General features: G+C 64.1%; 7 protein-coding genes. 3 read left to right on the top strand and 4 right to left on the bottom strand.

Annotated elements, in window-relative coordinates:
* Positions 1 to 262: 262 nt before the first annotated feature.
* Positions 263 to 1,507, top strand: a complete 1,245-nt coding sequence (locus tag EA187_RS13785) for an NAD(P)/FAD-dependent oxidoreductase (RefSeq protein WP_164856274.1) — start codon at positions 263 to 265, stop codon at positions 1,505 to 1,507.
* A gap of 92 nt (positions 1,508 to 1,599) precedes the next feature.
* Here the strand turns inward: EA187_RS13785 and EA187_RS13780 are convergent, their stop codons facing one another.
* The 4 genes from EA187_RS13780 to EA187_RS13765 all read right to left on the bottom strand — a co-directional run bounded on the left by EA187_RS13780 (position 1,600) and on the right by EA187_RS13765 (position 9,841).
* Positions 1,600 to 2,871, bottom strand: a complete 1,272-nt coding sequence (locus tag EA187_RS13780; protein WP_127780642.1) for a hypothetical protein — start codon at positions 2,869 to 2,871, stop codon at positions 1,600 to 1,602.
* Between the two features lie 383 nt (positions 2,872 to 3,254).
* Positions 3,255 to 4,058 carry a hypothetical protein gene (locus EA187_RS13775; protein ID WP_115606996.1) on the bottom strand — a complete coding sequence of 268 codons (804 nt, stop codon included), beginning with the start codon at positions 4,056 to 4,058 and terminating at the stop codon, positions 3,255 to 3,257.
* Between the two features lie 293 nt (positions 4,059 to 4,351).
* Positions 4,352 to 8,005 carry an Ig-like domain-containing protein gene (locus tag EA187_RS13770; protein WP_164856273.1) on the bottom strand — a complete coding sequence of 1,218 codons (3,654 nt, stop codon included), beginning with the start codon at positions 8,003 to 8,005 and terminating at the stop codon, positions 4,352 to 4,354.
* Positions 8,006 to 8,098: 93 nt separating this feature from the next.
* Complete coding sequence (locus EA187_RS13765; RefSeq protein WP_127780640.1) at positions 8,099 to 9,841, bottom strand: OmpA family protein; 1,743 nt, start codon at positions 9,839 to 9,841, stop codon at positions 8,099 to 8,101.
* A gap of 1,231 nt (positions 9,842 to 11,072) precedes the next feature.
* Here EA187_RS13765 and EA187_RS13760 point away from each other — a divergent pair.
* A complete protein-coding gene (locus EA187_RS13760) occupies positions 11,073 to 12,353 on the top strand; it encodes an NAD(P)/FAD-dependent oxidoreductase (protein ID WP_127780639.1) in 1,281 nt (426 codons plus the stop codon).
* Complete coding sequence (locus EA187_RS13755) at positions 12,350 to 13,462, top strand: 4Fe-4S binding protein (protein WP_127780638.1); 1,113 nt, start codon at positions 12,350 to 12,352, stop codon at positions 13,460 to 13,462. The genes EA187_RS13760 and EA187_RS13755 overlap by 4 nt, the downstream gene beginning before the upstream one ends.
* Positions 13,463 to 13,638: the final 176 nt, after the last annotated feature.

Genomic DNA, 13,638 nt, shown 5'->3' with positions numbered 1-13,638 from the left:
GAGGCCCTGAAGTCTTGCGATAACATGTTGATTTAGAAGCACTTTTTCAACATCTGCAGCGATCGTTTATCGATCAATGAGCGCCGGGAGCGCGTCGTCACTGGCGATCCTCGCTTTGACCGGCCGCCGCACGGCGGCGATCGGACTTGCACCCCGCACACGAACAGGGTTCACTGTCGGCCCCTTCGCGCCGCGCCTGCAAAACGCCGGCGCGGCGGCGACCTACCGGGTTTTAACCACGCCACATCGGACTGGAGCGTCCATGCGTAAGATCGTTGTTCTCGGGAGCGGTTTCGCCGGCTACCACGCCGCCCGCACCCTGGAAGATGCGCTGCTAAGCCGCAGCCGCGTAAAACTCACCCTGATCAGCGATCAGAGTTCGTTTGTCTTCAGCCCCCTGCTCTACAACGTGGCCAGCGATGAGCTCGATCCGGGGCATATTACCACTCCGCTCGACGAGGCCTTCGACGCGAGCACCGAGGTGCTGGTGGCCCGGGTCGAACGCATCGACCTGGCGCGCCGCGTGCTAATCACCGACCGCGGCGAGGTCGACTTCGACTATGTGATCCTGGCGCCGGGCACCGCTCGTGATGAGCAGGCCTTTGAGGGGGCCGATCGCGCGCTCACACCCGACTCGGTCCGCCGCGCCGTCGAGATCCGCGACCGCCTGGCCGGGCTCTTCGAGTTTGGCGATCAGAGTCCCTGGCGCTTTGCAGTCGTGGGCGCAAGCACCGACGGGGTGGAATGGTGCGCAGAGCTCGCCAGCGCCATTGAAGACGTGCGTGCCCGCAACCCTGAGCTCGATCGCCCCGTGGAGATCTCCTTGATTGAGACGCGCGATCGGGTCCTTGCCGATCATTCCGATGAGATGAGCACGATCGCCACGCGCTATCTCGAACACCTCGGCGTAAGGCTGCACACCGGGAGGCAGGTCGTCGCGTGGGGCGATGAGGGACTTCGCCTGGACGATGGCACCGCGATCGATGCTGCTCACGTCTTTCATCTGGCCGGCCGACGCGGCCATACCTGGGTGGCCGAGGCCGGATTGCCGGTCGATGCGCTGGGGCGGCTGAAGGTCGAGGCCACCTTGCAGGTTGAAGGTCATCGACGCATCTACGCGGTAGGCGATGCCGCCGCCGTACCCGGGACATCACCGCGCAACGCTCAGGTGGCCATGCAGGCTGGACGCCAGGCCGCTCAGAACCTGCTCGCCGACCTCGTAGGCCGCGCGCGCCGACCTTTTGTGTATGAGGATCGCGGCGACTTTGTGACGCTGGGACGTGCCAACGCCGCCCTCGACCTTTTGGGACGTGCCTTTGAGGGGCGCGCCGCCTGGCTGGCCTACCGGCTCTACTTCACAGCGCTGATGCCCCAGGCCTTCCAGAAAGCGCTCCTGCTGATGGACTGGATCGCGCTGAGAGCCTCACGTCCCGACTGGGATCAGCGCCCTGCCGCACTTGAGAGTGACGCACTGAAGACCTCGCCAACGGACCGCACGGCAAAATGATCGACGCAGCACCGGCTGTCATACCTTCAAAAAGAAACGCCCCCGACGGTCACGTCGGGGGCGTTTCTTATTCCGTATACAGGACAGTGCTCTTACTGACGCATACGCTCCAGCTCGAGTTTGAGCTGCTCTTCTGCGGACAGCTCCTCACCCTCACCTTCGGCGGCCGCTTCTTCTTCAGCGGGCTCAGGTTTGGGCTGCACAATCTCGATGGTGCGCGAAGGCTCCGGCTCCGGCGTGGCTTCGGGTTCGGGCTCAGCGACAATCTCGGGCTCAGGCTGAGGCTCGGGCTCCGGCGCGGGAGCCGGGCGCTCGACCGTCTTCACGGGGCGCGGGCGCTGACGCACTTCGGGCTTCGGTTCAGGTTTAGGCTCCGGCCGTGCGGCCGGCTCCGGGGCCTGTTCAACCTCAGCGGGCTCTTCGGCCGTAGCCTCGACCTGAGCTTCAGCTCCGTCTTCACCCGCGGACTCTTCGTCTAACGGCGCATCACCGGGGATCGAATCCGTCGGTGCCTCCACGCCCGGCTCGCCAGCCTCGTCGCTCTCCGAAGGCGCAGGAGTGTCCTCAACGCCTGGCTCTCCGATGGCCGCCGGTGGCTCCTCAGCCGCCGGCGCTTCGGGCGCAACCTGCGTCGCACCGGAAGCTGGCACCGCAGCACCGGGGCCCACGGTGAAGTACCAGGCCGCGCCGCCGGCAAGTCCGAGCACGATGATAAGCACCAGCACAATCCCGATCTTCGAGCCACCCTCTTTCCTGGCAGGCTCGGCCACCGGCGCGGGCGTAGGTACAGGCGCACGACGCGGCTCCAACTTCGGCTCAGCGACCTCCGGCGAGGGCGCCACCGCTGCCGGTTCCGCTGCCGGTTCCTCGTCGCCAAAGAGCGCCGCCTCATCAAGTGCCAGCGCCGCAGCTACCTCCGGCTCCTCATCATCCGCATCGCCGAAGAGCTCATCTTCGACCGCGGCCGGGGCACTCTCTGCGACCACCTCTTCGGCAGGCTCCGGCTCCAGGTTGTCTTCAGGCTCATCGGGAGCATCGGCCAGTGCCAGATCGTCGTCCGCATCGAGCGCGTCGGCCTCGTCCTGCGCCTCGGGCGGCTGCCCGGGTGCCGGCGTCAACTCCACGGCCGCCTGCGACGAGGCATCGGCATCCCCGAAGAGATCGACCGAAGCGTCCATCGAGGTCAGCGAGGGCTCCGCGCTCTCCATGCTCTCGGTCGCCCCCATCGGCATGCCGGCTCCGCTCTCGGGCTCGGGTGCTGCCTCCGGCTCATCGCCAGCCATGCCAAAAAGAGGCGTCCCGTCATGGGGACACACGTCGATGGCTTCTTCGAAATTTCGCCCGCAAGTGGTGCAAAAGCGCATACCTTGTGGCCTCCTGTCGTGACCGTCTTCGCTCCCCGGGGCAGCGTCGTTGGGTCGTGTCATACCTTCGCAAGGCCGGGCCACCATAACCCATTGTTAAGGTGGCGACAACTTGGCGCACATGGCTTATAGCGCCCTGAGGCCATGTTGACGCCTTTGGATGCGATCGTGAGAGCGGCCCCCGCAAAGCGCAAACCACAGGCGATGCTTTAGCAACACAGCTCAGAGTGCTCTCCATGCAGCAGACATGGTGTCAACGTTGCCTCACGGCGTTGTAACGAGCGACCAGAGCACAAAAGGCCGAGGGGGTTTCCCTCGGCCTTTCTCACTACTCCTACACCTGCTGAGGAGCGAGCGCGCTTCACACACGCTCGCTACGAAACTCAGTTGGCGTTGTAGTTCACGCTGTAGTCACGCTGGTGCACCGAGCCCTCGATCTTACCGGCGGCGCCGGCCGAGGTCAGCTTACCGCTGACGCTGACGGTGTTACCGTCGCGCTCACCGGTGGCCGAGATCGTGCCATCGGTGGAGACTTCGCCGTTGAAGGGAATGGCGAAGGCGGCGCCTTCACGGTTACCGCGAACCTGACCGTTAACTTTGAAGTCCGGGCGAACCATCATGCGGATGGAGGCACCTTCGAAGCCGCCACCACCGAAGTTACCGTTCATCGAACCGGTCTTGGCGGGGCGAGGCTTGGCCGGCGCCTTCTTGGCGGCGGAGCCCTCTTCGGCGGGAGCTTCCTCAGCAGCAGCTTCTTCGCCTTCGGCGGCACCGGCTTCGGCCAGCGACTCGGCCAGCTCAGCGGTGCACTTCTCCATGCGAGTCTCAATGGCCATCTTCACGCTCTCGCGCTCAGCCATCTGCTCCTGGGCCGCGTTGAAGCTCTCTTCGGTGAAGCCGTAGCGCGGGTAGATCTCGTTTTTGATCTCGGTGGCGCGCGCCGGGTCTTCGATCTGCGCGTTGACGCAGGTCACTTCAAACGCGGCGTTGACGTACATGTCTTCGTTGACTTCGGCCGCCTCTTCTTCCTCAACAACCTCCTCTTCCGGAGCCGCTTCCTCTTCGGTGGGCTCTTCAGGGGCGGCTTCTTCGGTGGTGGCAGGCTCTTCGGCCGGCTTATCACAACCCGAGAAGACCAGTCCGGCGCTCGCCAGGGCGACGATCAACAATTGAATTCCACGCTTCATGAATCTCTCCTTCATTCGAATTCACATCAGGAAAACCGGTTCACGCCCTGCCATCAGGGCTCGCTCCGGAACCGAGCTTGCCGCAACCTTGGTCGCGTTGGGCGGGCGCTCTGAACTTCGAGGCTCGCCCCTACGTCGCAGAATACGCGGCCAATGCGGCGCATACTATGCCTGCACTCTCTGGACTGTCAATTCCCACGACCATCTCCCCGAATCGGAAACGCGCAGGGCCAGAGCACAACGGCCCCCTCCACTATGAAGGGGGCCGTTGAGGGACTAACGCTTAGCGGGGATTAGCGGCGGCGACGCCGGCCAATCACCAGACCCAGCGCGGCCAGCACCAGCCACAGGCCGTTGCCACCGGTGCCCGGCGCCGAGGCGCAGCCCGCCAGCACGCTACCACCGGCCAACTCGCCATAGGTCACGTTGAACGTGCGCTGCTCTTCGGTGGTATTGCCGGCCGGATCTTCGGCGCGGACGGTGACCACGTGCTCACCTTCGGTCACATCGCCGGGCAGCGTCGTCGACCACTGGCCGTCTTCGCCCACCTCGATCGTCTCGACGACTTCGCCGTCGACTTCGATCACGATCACGCTACCGGGCTCGGCCTCACCTTCGACGACTACCGGCTCACCGAACCACTCGCTGCCGCCCCTGGGAGAAGTCACCTCCAGGGTGGGCGGGGTCAGGTCGACTTCAAAGTCCACCGTCGCTTCGGTCTCAATGCCCTCGTCTTCAGCAATCACCGTCACGGTGTGCTCGCCTTCGCTCAGGTCGTCTTCGGGCACGTAGCTCCACTGACCGTTGGGGTCGGCTTCGACCTCGGCAACCTCTTCACCATCGATGATGATGGTGACGGTGGCGCCGGGGGCTGCGGTACCGCTGAACTCCGGAGTCGCCTCCGAGGTGGGGACATCGGTGCCGGGCTTCTCGATCGTGACGTCGGTGGTGGTGGTGTCGACCGTGATCTCCACCTGATCCTGACGGGTGCCCGAGGGCGAATCGGCCTGAACGACCACGTCGTACTCGCCGTCTTCCAGCGCCTCTTCCAGGGTGTAGGTCCACTCACCCTCTTCGTCGGCTTCAACCTGGGCGACTTCTTCACCGTCGATCAGCACCACAACGATGGTGCCCGGCTCCGCCGTACCGCTGATGGTGGGCGTGGAGGTGCGCACGGTGCTTTCGTCTTCGGGGGTCTCGATCTGCAGCTCAGCGCTGCCGTCGACCGAGAAGTCCACGATCTCGTCGGTGGTGTTACCGGCGTCGTCGGTGGCGCTGACGATCACTTCGTACACGCCATCTTCCAGCGCTTCGTCGAGTTCAAACTCAAACTCGCCATTTTCGTCGGCGGTGGTCGTACCCACGTGCTCACCGTTGATGACGATATCGATCTGGTTGCCCGGCTCGGCCTGGCCTTCGATCGCGTCCGGCGAGTTGGAGTAGCGCACATCCTGCTCGGGCAGCGTGACTTCGAGTTCCGGCGCCAGGGTGTCGATCACCAGCGTCACCTCGTCGGTGCTGCTGCCATCGCCAACCACAACGCTGTACTCACCGTCTTCCAGCGGCTCGTCCAGAACGATCGTCCACTCACCATCGGGGTCCACGGTCGCGGTACCCACGACTTCGCCGTCCACGCTCAGCTCCACAACTGCACCCGGCTCGCCGGTCCCTTCGAAGGTCGGCGTGGGGTTGTTCACCGGGAAGCTGGTGTCGGGGCTGATAATGGTCACGACCACGGTGCAGACCTCACCATTGCCGGCATACCCGGGCTCGCAGCCGCACTCGTACGCGCCGTCGGTGTCGGTGCAGGTGGCGTTCTCCGAGCAGGTGTCGGTGCTCTGCGCGCACTCATCCACGTTCTCGCAGGTGCCGTTGGCGAACTCGTAGCCCTCTTCACAGGCGCACTCGTACGCGCCATCGGTGTCGGAGCAGGTGCCCGCGCCACAGACGCCAGCGTTCTCGGTGCACTCATCCACGTTCTCGCAGGTGCCGTTGTTGGACACGTAGCCTTCCGGGCAACCGCAGCTGTAGCCACCGTCGGTGTTGGTGCAGGTGCCCGCGCCACAGGTGGTCGTGTCGGCGCACTCATCCACGTCCACGCAGGTCGTGCCGTTAAACTCGTAGCCCGCCGGGCAGGTGCAGCTGTACGCGCCGTCGGTGTCGGTGCAGGTGCCTTCGCCACAGATACCCGGGGTCTCAGCGCACTCGTCAACATCTTCGCAGGTGCCGTTGACGAACTCGTAGCCGCCCGTGCAGTTGCAGCTGTAGGATCCGCCGGTGTTAATGCAGCGCCCCTCGCCACAGATGCCCGGCGTCTCGGTGCACTCGTTGACGTCCTGGCAGGTGGTGCCGTTGAACTCGTAGCCCGCTTCACAGGCGCAGCTATAAGAGCCATCGGTGTCGGTGCAGGTGCCCGAGCCACAGACGCCGGCGTTCCCGGCGCACTCATCGACGTTCACGCAGGTGGTGCCGTCGAATTCGTAGCCCGCGTCACAGGCGCAGCTGTAGTCACCGCCGGTGTTGGAGCAGGTGCCCGCGCCACAGATGCCCGGCGTCTCGGTGCACTCGTTGACGTCCACGCAGGTGGAGCCGTTAAACTCGTAGCCCGCATCACAGGTGCAGGTGTAAGCGCCGTCGGTGTCGGTGCAGGTGCCTTCGCCACAAACGCCAGCGCTCGCGCTGCACTCGTCCACGTTCACGCAGGTGGTGCCGTCGAATTCGTAGCCCGCGTCACAGGCGCAGCTGTAGTCACCGCCGGTGTTGGAGCAGGTGCCCGCGCCACAGACGCCAGGCGTCTCGGTGCACTCATCCACGTCCACGCAGGTGGAGCCGTTAAACTCGTAGCCCGCATCGCACACGCAGCTGTAGCCGCCATCGGTGTTCACGCAGGAGGCGTCACCACAGATGCCGGTCGTCTCGGCGCACTCGTCCACATCCACGCAGCCCGCCGGCACCGCGTCAACCGTGCAGGTACCATCGGCCAGCGCGTTGTTCGGATCGTTGTTGCACAGGGGCGTGCCCGTGTAGCCGGCCGGGCAGCTCGCCGCGCCGCCGGCGAAGGCTTCGCCGTCGCACTGCTCGACGCCCGGCTCCACAAAGCCGTCGCCGCACACGCTCACGGTACAGATCGGCGTGCATCCCGCGCTGCCGTCGCACTCTTCGCAGAGATCGACGTTGCCATCACCACACTCAGGCATCGTCCAGCCGGCCACGCGGAACTCAAAGACCCCCGGGGTACCGGTGTTCGTTTGGTTCACCAGATCCAGCACAGCGGCGGTGCCACTGCCCGGGAGCTTCTCTGCGGAGAGTTCATCGCCGGCATCAATGCCCGCCACCGCCGGCGTGCCGCCCTCACCGTTGGAACCACCGCTCTCGTCGCCAGTGGTCCATTCCAGACGGTTGTAGCGGAACTCCACATCGAAGGTCTCCGCGTCCGCACACTCCCCTTCGGTGTTTTTCAACACCACCTGAAAACTGTTGAGCTTGTTGGTTTTCTTGTTGAAGTAACCGACATCCTTCCACGTGACGAGCACCCGGTTATTGACCGGGTCCTCGCAGAAGGTCATATCACCCTGACGCGACTGAAAAAGACGAGGGCGGAAATCGACGTCCGCAAAATAGGGCGCGATCGTCGGCTGCGAGAGCCCGGGGATGGCATCAGGCGTGTACGTTGCCAACGGATCTTTAAAGGTGATCGTGCCGTTGATGTTCACCCAGGCGTTGGTGAAGCGCGTATCGAGCACATCCATGCCGTTGGGGAAGACCCCGGCAATCGAGATAGGCGCCGATCCATCATCCAGGCCACCCTGGACCGAACTGATCAGGCTGGTGCCGTAGCCCCCGCCCGGACACTCCAGCAGCGGCGCGCTTGCCAGCGCCGGAGCGGCAAAGAGCGTAGTCGTTGCCAGCGCGGCTCCGAGAGCCGCGACACGCGATTGAACTTTCATAAAAAACCTCGACTTCATGTAAGAAAACAAACTGCATACGCCGCGCATCTCTCCCCGGCCCACAGGGGGGCGGAGCGATGCGCGGCAGAGAAATTACTCGTCGTCGGCGATATGGAACTCGACGCGGCGGTTACGGGCACGGCCGGTGTCGGTGCTGTTATCGGCGATCGGGCGCTCCTGACCGAAGCCCTCGGCGCGCAGACGCTCAGCGTCGATGCCGCGACCGATCAGGTACTCACGCACCGAGGCGGCACGCTGCTGCGAGAGGCGCAGGTTGTTATTAGCGCGACCGACATTATCGGTGTGGCCTTCGATACGCACCGCCTTGACCTGCGGGTTGTTCTCCAGCACCTGCGCGACCTGGTTGAGCAGCTCAAAGGAGCGCTCAGCGATCTCGTCGGAGCCGGTGGCGAAGTACACGATCTCGCTGATCTCGATGCGCTTGGTCTCTTCGTCAATCTTGACCAGCTCGGTCTTCTGGACGCAGGCCGGCACGCCACGGGTCAGGCCACATTCAAAGCCTTCTTCGCAGGTGGTGGTGCCGGGGGCGTACTCACAGCTGCCCTCGGCGCACATCCCGGCGTAGGTGGTCAGGGTGTTGTCTTCGCAGGTCGGCGAGGGGGCGTTGGTGCAGTCGCCATCGACTTCGCACTCGGCCTTGGCCACACAGGCCGCCTGGCCTTCGGCGTCGGTGCCGCAGACGGTGCCTTCACCACAGGTGGTGGTCGCCTCGCGGTAGGCGCAGGCGCCCTCTTCGCAGGCCGCCACATACGAGGTCAGCTGACCTTCTTCGCAGCTCGCCGCCGGAACATCCGGGCAATCAAGCTCCACGCTGGCCGCGCGGCACTCGGGCTCGGGCTCGGGCTCGGGCTCGGGCTGAGGCTCAGGCTCGGGAGTCGGCTCAGGCTCAGGGGCCGGGCTGCTCAGCGCCGGCGCCCAACCCACACCGGCGAACGCGCGCCAGTCCGGAGTGCCGTAACCGCTGATAAGACCAACGCCCGCACCGGCCAGCATCAAGACGTTGCCAATCTGATACTTCGCCCCACCCACAAGCTCGGTGGGCGAGTCTTCGGCGACGATGGCGTCGGCCAGGGGCGTGATCTTTCCGTACGCTTCGGCCGTGGCGCGAAGACCCTCGATGATCGGCACCTCCACACCCAGGTTCCAGCCCAGGGTGTCGTCGATCGTCAGGTTCTCGTACGAGGTTCCCGGGCGGTAGAGATAGCCCACGTTGGCCGCGATGCGCGGGCCGCCCACGATGGCGTCAAACGCCAGACGCGGGCCCACGCGGAAGTCGCCACCCTGCAGGCTCTCTTCATTGCCGGTGGGAATGAACACATCGGCCAGAGCGGCAAGCGCCACCCCGTTATCCTCGGCGCTCTCCCGGGTGGAGAAGATCTGCACCTTGGGCACCACCCGGATGTCTCCCACTCCGAAACCACCCTCGCCCGGGGCCTGCTCCCCACCGGGAATGCCGCTGCCCCGCTGCCAGACCACAAAGGGAAGGTCCAGGCCCAGCTCAAAACGATCGAGCAGAGCCAGCGAAACCAAAAGATGCGTCGTCGCGTGGTCGGAGACCACGCTGTCGAGCCGATCGCCATCGCTGTTGCGCAGCACCAGGGGATCGTTGCTGTAGTTAAAAATAGCGACCGCCGACCAGTCCAGATGCTGACCGACATCGGCCGACGAGGTGCTGAACAGGTTGCCCGAGGGGTTGGGCATCGGGTTGAACTGCTGGAGTTCGAAACCCTGCGCAGAGGCGTTGAGCGGGGCAAGCAGCGCGGTTGCGCCGAGCGCGGCTGCCATGGTGACTACAGACTTCCTACTTCCATTCATGTGTGTCTCCCAATGATTGAGAACTACGACCGGGCATCAAAGCGCCCGAAGGTTTGTAACGAAATCTAAATAAGCAACCCCGCTCTCCGAACTTTCGGCAAAGCAGGGCTTTTTCACTCAGCAACCCCGGCCCGCAAACGCGCCGCCGGGGGCGGGGCGCATCCCTAACGAGCCAGGCAACGCGAATCAACTACTTTTTACAGACCCGCGCAAATTTTACCGAAACGGCACAATTCACACCCCCATCCCTACATTTCCGCTCTTTCGGGAGGTGCGACCAGGGCTCCAGGGCCCCGGCGCCAGGCGCGCGCCAATCCGGATATTCCGGTTCGGCTTTCGAGCATCAAACATGCGCGTGGATCAACGACGCGATGGCACAGGGTTGAAACCCTGTACCTCGCGCACGACCGCCCCGAATTTTCAAAGCGTAGGATGGAATGAAAGCGTCGCCTCCCACCTCCAGACGAGGTCGCGGGCCGCTCACCGGGCGGTCTACACGAGGCGCGGCTATTACGCCAGTCCTGATTTCGGGCCGAGACGTTCGCACCACGCCTGGCATCCGACATATCCCTCCTTCGAGCCAGGATCACGTCAGAGCAAGCCACCATGCGCCTGATCGAGCGTAGTTCAGTTTGAAATACCCCTGATCACCTGCCGCTCGCCCTACTTCCCGATTGAAATACACCTGATCACCTGCTGATCGCCCTACTTCCCGATTGAAATACACCTGATCACCTGCTGATCGTCCTACTTCCCGATTGAAATACACCTGCTCTCCTGCTCTTCGCCCTACTTCCCGATTGAAATACACCTGATCACCTGCTGATCGTCCCTTCTTCATTTGCGAAGCACCTCGATCAGCACCTGAGAAGCACTCCTTCAGCTGCGAAGCACCTCGATCAGCACCTGAGCAACACTCCTTCAGCTGCGAAGCACCTCGATCAGCACCTGAGCAACACCCCTTCAGCTGCGAAGCACCTCGATCAGCACCTGAGCAACACGCCTTCACCTGCCGGGCACCTTGATCAGCAGGCGCGCGACCGTCCTGAACCGCATCGCCCGGGCTGCCGCCTGGGGGCAGAAAAGACCCGGGGGGGAATAGGAGCGCTGCCTCCTTCTTGTTAGGCTAGTCGGCCGCCCCGGCCCGGCGCTCCCGGCACCTGCACCGGGTGGTTTCGTTGGACCGTGTCTCCTGTATCTCCCCCCGAACTCTCCACCGCTGAGCCTTCCTATGCATGTTGTCATCGTGGGTAATGGCGTCGCCGGCACCGAAGCGGCGCTGGCCATTCGCCGACGCCTGGACCCCTCGCGAGCGCGCATCACCCTCATCAGCGAAGAGCACCCCTACTTCTTTTCGCGCACCGCCCTGATGTACGCCTACATGGAGCGGATGCAACGCCGCGATCTCGAGCCCTATGAGCGCGAGATGTACCGCCGCCAGAAGATCGAGCTCCTGCATAACCGGGTGGTCGATATCGACGCCGATGCCCACGCCATCACGCTGGATGCCGGCACCACCCTCAGCTACGACCGGCTCCTGCTGGCGGTGGGCGCTCGCCCCCGCATGGTGCCCTTTGAAGGGCTTGATGAGGTCAAAGACGGGCTGGTCAACTTTGTCTCGATGCAGGATCTCGACCACTGCGAGCGGCTGACCTGGTCCACCACCGAGGCCGTCGTGCTCGGTGGCGGCCTCATCGGCGTGGAGCTCGCCGAGAGCTTTATTCACCACGGTCTTAAGGTGAGCTTTGTGGTGCGGGAGCCCTACTTCTGGCCGGCCGCGCTTGCGGCCGAGGAGGGAGAGCTCATCGGCGCAGAGATTCGCCGCCACGGCATCGAGCTCATCATCGACCGGGAGCTCAAGGGCATCGAAAGCGATGAGGCCGGACGCGTCAGCGGGGTGCGATTGAGCGATGGTCGCCACCTGCCGGCGCAGATGCTCGGCGTGGCGATCGGGGTGGTGCCCAACGTCGACTGGTTGCGCGAGGTCAAGACGGTGCCGGTGCTGGGGCGAGGCATCCGCGTGGATCGCAGCTTCCGCACCTCCCTGCCGGATGTCTTTGCCGCCGGCGACTGCGCCGAGATCGGCGGTGAAGACGAGACGCCGCTGCTGGAAACCATCTGGTACTCGGCCAAACTTCAGGGCCAGCGCGCGGCCAGCGCCATCCTCGGCGACGAGGTTAACTACGCGCCGCCGATCTTCTACAACAGCTCGAAGTTCTTCGGCATCGAATACACCACCGTCGGCCAATGTGTGGGCGTGCCCTCGGGCACCCGCTCGCTCTACCGCAAGCACCCCACGCGCCCGATCACCCAGCGCATCCTCTTTGATGAAGCGCGGGTGCTGGGCTTTAGCATGCTGGGCTCGCGCTGGGACCACACGCTCTTGCAGCAGTGGATCGCCGAGCGTCGCCCCTTAAGCTACGTGCGCGAACACCTTCACCGCGCCCAGTTCGACGTGGAGTTTGGCCGCGTCGACCTTACGAAGTTCCAGGAAGAGGAGCGCACACTGTGAGACAGAAAGGATCTCTGGGCTGGCTCAAACACGACCTGACCCACCGCGGCCCCACCGCCTGGCTTTTGACGCTGGGGCTTTTTGCCTTCTACTTCATCCTCTACTACGGCGGCCGCACCCTGGCCGGGGTGGCCATCCCGGACCTCTTCACGCCGATCGCCCGGGCGCTGCACCTCCCCAGCAAGTGGACCTTCTACGGGCTGCTCTACACCCTGGCGATCGCCATTGGCGGGGCGTACGTCATCTATAAATACCGGCATAACCGCTACCAGGTGATCCGCACCTCGGTGGTGATTTTTGTGCAGGCCACCCTGGCCTTCTCGGTGCCCTGGATCCTCACGATCTTCGAGCAACCCGAGTACTACTTCAGCTATTTGTGGCCGCTGAAGATGGAGTATTTCTACCCGTCGACCATCCTGGCGATGCCCCTGCCCTTTATCCTCTTCAGCCTGCTGGGCTCGCTGATCATGGTGCCGCTGCTGGGGATCTTTTTTGGCAAGCGCTGGTACTGCTCCTGGGTCTGCGGCTGTGGGGGCCTGGCCAACACTGCCGGCGAGCCCTTTCGGCATCTCTCGAATAAGTCGAGCAAGGCCTGGGCCTTTGAGAAGTGGTCGATTCACATCACGCTCTTCCTATCGCTGGTGACCACGGCGTTTGTGATCGCGTCATGGGGCGTGGGAGAGAACTACCCGGCCTTCTCCGAGCAGGCGGCGAGCCTGCGCTCGCTCTATGGCTTCGTGGTCGCGACGCTGCTCTCGGGCATCATCGGCGTGGCGCTCTACCCGGTGGGCGGCACGCGGGTCTGGTGCCGCTACTTCTGCCCGATGGCCGCGATTTTAGGGCTGGTGCAGAAGTTCGGGCGCTACCGCATCCGCGTCAAAGACAACATGTGCATCAGCTGCGGGATGTGCTCGACTTACTGCGAGATGGGCATCGATGTGCGGGCCTACGCCCAGCGCAATCAAGACTTTGTACGCGCCAGCTGTGTGGGCTGCGGCATCTGCGCGGAGGTCTGTCCCCGCGGCGTGCTGCGCCTGGAGAACCGCTGGCGCCGCGATCCTCAGGAACTCTCGATGGACGCGCTGCTCAACGAAACCTACCGCGGCTAAATTCAGCACCGGCAGTCGACCGTGGGTCATGTTTTGAACCGCTCCATGGTCCTCCGCACGACACCCGCTCATCCGCACAAACGCATGACATCAGCTGACGCCGGGGCACGTTTCAGTCTGACCGGGGGTCGCCACAGGTCGGGCGCACATGGCAGCTAACGCCCAAACCACAACAC

The organism is Lujinxingia sediminis, from assembly GCF_004005565.1.
In the GTDB taxonomy this organism is placed as follows: Bacteria; Myxococcota_A; Bradymonadia; order Bradymonadales; family Bradymonadaceae; genus Lujinxingia; species Lujinxingia sediminis.
Note: the sequence above shows the minus strand (reverse complement) of the source record. Positions and strands in the feature narration are given on the sequence as shown.

Excerpts from the sequence above, each read along its gene's own strand:
- EA187_RS13780 (WP_127780642.1), bottom strand. The coding sequence starts at position 2,871 with ATGCGCTTTTGCACCACTTGCGGGCGAAATTTCGAAGAAGCCATCGAC.
- EA187_RS13765 (WP_127780640.1), bottom strand. The coding sequence starts at position 9,841 with ATGAATGGAAGTAGGAAGTCTGTAGTCACCATGGCAGCCGCGCTCGGC.
- EA187_RS13775 (WP_115606996.1), bottom strand. The coding sequence starts at position 4,058 with ATGAAGCGTGGAATTCAATTGTTGATCGTCGCCCTGGCGAGCGCCGGA.
- EA187_RS13770 (WP_164856273.1), bottom strand. The coding sequence starts at position 8,005 with ATGAAAGTTCAATCGCGTGTCGCGGCTCTCGGAGCCGCGCTGGCAACG.
- EA187_RS13760 (WP_127780639.1), top strand. The coding sequence starts at position 11,073 with ATGCATGTTGTCATCGTGGGTAATGGCGTCGCCGGCACCGAAGCGGCG.
- EA187_RS13785 (WP_164856274.1), top strand. The coding sequence starts at position 263 with ATGCGTAAGATCGTTGTTCTCGGGAGCGGTTTCGCCGGCTACCACGCC.